Origin of the sequence: Nocardiopsis listeri, from assembly GCF_020741345.1 — a bacterium.
Lineage (GTDB): Bacteria > Actinomycetota > Actinomycetes > Streptosporangiales > Streptosporangiaceae > Nocardiopsis > Nocardiopsis listeri_A.
In genome coordinates this window covers 1-3,593 of record NZ_DYZD01000087.1, presented here as the reverse complement: position 1 = coordinate 3,593, position 3,593 = coordinate 1, and the positions used below count along the sequence as shown (strand labels likewise).

Sequence of the window (3,593 nt, the reverse complement as noted above, 5' to 3'; positions counted from 1 at the left end):
GCCGCGAAGAAGACCATGGCCACCGAAACCCTGCGTTTGCTGTTGCCCCGCATGAGCGAGGACCGCGAGGCCGCCCTGATCCAGGCCGTGGGCGCGGTGGCCAACCAACCCGAGCCGTCCCTGACCAAGGTCGTGGACCACCTGACCGGATCGACCGACCCGGTCTCCCGCAACTTGGGCGCCGTTTTGAACTCGATGTCAGAGATGCGGCTGGCCTCCCTGTGCTTTGACCCGCACGGGCAACAGCGCATCGACACCGAGGGATGGGTGACCGTGTTCACCCTGGGCGGGCTCACCCTGCCCGACCGTGGCGTGGACCGCGATGACTACTCCTACGATCAGCGCCTGTCGGTCACCCTGTTGTACCTGGTCTCCCAGTTCGCCCGCCGCTTGATGAACGGCCTGGACCGCCGCCTGCCCAAGGCGATCTTTTTGGATGAGGCATGGGCGATCACCTCCACCCCCGAGGGCGCCAAACTCGTCCCGGAGGTCTCCCGTATGGGCCGCTCCCGCAACACCGCCCTGATCCTGGTGTCCCAGAACGCCGGCGACATGCTCAACGAGCAGGTCACCAACTGTGTGTCCTCGGTGTTCGCGTTCCGCTCCAGTGAGGCGCACGAGGTCGCTGCCGTTATGGACCTCCTCGGCCTGGAGGGCAGCGACATCAACGGCCAAGCGTTGCGCAACCTCGGCAACGGCGAATGCATCTTCCGTGACCTGGACGAACGCGCCGGTCTGTTGGATGTGGACCTGGTCCTGCCCGAGCTACTTCAGCGGCTCGACACCAACCCCAACGCGGCCCCCACCGCCTCGACCGTGGCGGCTACAGGAGGTCAGTAGATGAGCGAGAGCGTCACCGGCCCACCCGTCTGGTACTCCACAGCGCGTTCCTCGAACGTCAACCGCACCCCCGACCCGGTCGGATCCGCGACCGGCACACCGAGCACGTACCCCTCCAGGGTCACCACGTCCATGGGCTCCCACGGGTTGCGGGGGTTGATCACATCGGTGCTGATGTGATCATCGCACCCGCCCCACGGGTCGACCCACACCAGCTGGGAGGCCTGCCCCACCAGTTCCGTTTCCAACTCCGGGGCAGGGATGGGGGACTCGTTGCGCTCCCGGTCCCGGCCCTGGTCGTTGAGGTTGTGGATTTGCACGTGCAGCGCGGCCGCGCCCCCTGTGGGGGCGGCCACATCGCACCCGGGGGCCTGTTCGCTCACCGCCCCCAGCTCGGCCGTGACCTCATAAACAGCCCTGGACCACGGGGTTTCCTCGGGGTCTCCGGTGTAGGACCGGTTCAGGACCGTGTCCACCCGCCCCTCATCGGCCGGCGGCCCCGAGTCCCCTGTAATCGGAGGATCCGTAACATCATCCTCCCTGTCAGGGGTGGCCGAACACCCCGCCACCAGCACCACCAAAGAAGCGACCGCCAACCCACCCAGACGCATCAGGACCACCTTTCATGAACGAGCTTCCCCTGTCCCGCAAGGGCGTCATCACCACGATCGCCGTTGCCGGGATCGTAGCGGTCATCGCCGTCGGCGCCGCCACCTATCGCGGATCCGACGATGACCCCCAACCCCAGACCAGTGACCCCTCACCCACCACCCAGGCCGTGGACGCCGAGGCGGCCGTGGACTGGTTGCCCTACACCCCCGAGGAGCTGGTGCAGGCCGCCGCGGTGGCAGCCGAGTTCACCGAGCTGTACGTCACCGTCAGCGACGGGGAGTCCGTGGACGCCTACTACGAAACTCTGTACACCTACACCAGCGACGACTACGCCGACCGACTCACCCCCACCGCGGGTGTGCGCTCGGCCCGCGAGGGCCTGGTGGCCGAGGGCGTCACCATCAGCGCCACCGCCCACGTCGACCAGGTGCGCACCCTGGTCCAGGAACAGGTCGTGTTCACCGTGGCCGCGACCACGACCACCAACACCGACCAGGGCCAGCAAAACGACGACTACGAGTTCGCCGTCACCGTGACCCCTGACGATGACCAGTGGCAGGTACACGACCTCCAGTTGGCCTCTGATGGCCAATCCGGTGACACCCCCGAAGGTGCGCCCGGTACTTAGTCGGTGCCGGCCTTGTCGATCAGCGGCGCCGCCGAGGCATCGGCCAGAGGTCGGGTGAAGGCGTACACCGTCCGACGCCCATCTGCCCACGTGCGCACGTCGATGGGCCCGCAATTGGTGCACCAGGCCTCCACCATCATCTTGCGATCCGGATCCACGACCATGCCCACGTGCCGAGGTTGGAGCCCGCAGTTGACCCCGCAAGCACCATTGACCTCGAAAAACACCAGGTCACCGGCCTGGACATCGTTTTCGCGCACCGTCTGGCCGAACTTCACTTGATCGTGCGTGACCCGGGGGATGCTCAACCCGACCGAGGCGTAGGCGCCCATGACCAGGCCGGAGCAGTCATAACCGGCCGGCCCGGTCCCACCCCAGATATAGGGCTTGCCCCGTTGAGCCAGGGCCCAGTCGACCACCTCTTGTGTCACCTCATCAGGGGCACGAGCCACAAACCCACCCGCACCCGAACCCGAGCCCTGGCCGTCGATGATCGACGACAGCAGCTCCCAGCAACTATCGAAATCCTCCTCGGTGCCCGACCCGATCCCATCGGGGATTCCCCCACCAGAGGACCCACCAGAGCCCCCCGCAGGGATGTCGCCCACCCCGACCCCGTCCCGCGTCTCGAAATCCCCGTCACGGAACTTCTCGGCGTCGCGCATGATCATGTCCACATACGCCCACGACCGGTTGTAGGCGTGCAGCGCCTCCTTGGTGTTGGTGCGGATCCCTTGATCGGTGAGCTTGTTGGCGGCCGACCACACCGCGGTCGCCGGATCCAATCGGTCCTCCAGCGGTGGGGTCCCCGAGCGCCCATCCGGATACACCCCGTGGTGCTCCCACGCCGACCGCACGAATTGCATCGGTCCCAGAGCACCGGCGTGGTTCTCGGTCAACGTGTTGGGGTCGGTGCCGTGGCGAGATTCGTGATAGCCGATGGAGGTCAAAATCCACCGGTCCATCTCCCACTCCTCCCCGGCCGCCTCGTACAGCTCCAGCATGTCCTCAGGCACCCACAGCCCCTCTGGGGAGGGCGAGGCCGGCACCGCAGGCGCCGCAGCGGGTGCGGCGGCGCTCAGGGACACCGTGTGCACCATCGTGGGCGCCGGTTCCTGGCGGGGTAGTACGAACGCCCAATCCTCCGGGTTCTCCGGCAACTCCTCTTCCGGCGGCCACCACGGCTCACCACCACCGCCGCCGTCTCCTTCCCCGGGCCCAGGCACGGACGGCACCTCTTCCGGGTCGCCGTCCTCCTCACCCGGCCAGGGCCAGGGCCACCACCCCGGGCCCTCTTCCTCTCCGGATTCCTCTTCCTCGGAGGAGTCCTCACCGGACTCATCCCCCTCGTCCCCATCCCCGTCTTCGCCGGGTTCCTCTTCATCCTCGGATTCATCCTCGGCGTCCTCGCCGAGTTCGCTCTCCTCCGACTCTTCCTCAGAATCACTTTCGGGGTCCTCCTCGGCGTCCTCATCCGGATCGCCCGGATCCCCCGGGATCAGGCCGCCGTCCC

General features: G+C 67.2%; 4 protein-coding genes. 2 read left to right on the top strand and 2 right to left on the bottom strand.

What is annotated here, in order from left to right:
• A partial coding sequence (locus tag K8V84_RS05665; protein WP_304071338.1) for an ATP-binding protein occupies positions 1-840 on the top strand: 840 nt, incomplete at its 5' end.
• Here the strand turns inward: K8V84_RS05665 and K8V84_RS05660 are convergent.
• On the bottom strand, positions 834-1,316 hold the full coding sequence (locus tag K8V84_RS05660) for a hypothetical protein (RefSeq protein ID WP_304071335.1): 483 nt from the start codon (positions 1,314-1,316) through the stop codon (positions 834-836). The genes K8V84_RS05665 and K8V84_RS05660 overlap by 7 nt on opposite strands.
• A gap of 149 nt (positions 1,317-1,465) precedes the next feature.
• Here K8V84_RS05660 and K8V84_RS05655 point away from each other — a divergent pair, with 149 nt between their 5' ends.
• Positions 1,466-2,080 carry a VirB8/TrbF family protein gene (locus K8V84_RS05655; protein WP_304071332.1) on the top strand — a complete coding sequence of 205 codons (615 nt, stop codon included), beginning with the start codon at positions 1,466-1,468 and terminating at the stop codon, positions 2,078-2,080.
• Here K8V84_RS05655 and K8V84_RS05650 read toward each other — a convergent pair.
• Positions 2,077-3,593 (bottom strand): C40 family peptidase (locus K8V84_RS05650; protein WP_304071329.1); only part of this gene is annotated, 1,517 nt, incomplete at its 5' end. The two genes, K8V84_RS05655 and K8V84_RS05650, sit on opposite strands and share 4 nt — an antisense overlap.

Coding starts and splice junctions, on each gene's coding strand:
- K8V84_RS05655 (WP_304071332.1), top strand. CDS start 1,466: ATGAACGAGCTTCCCCTGTCCCGCAAGGGCGTCATCACCACGATCGCC.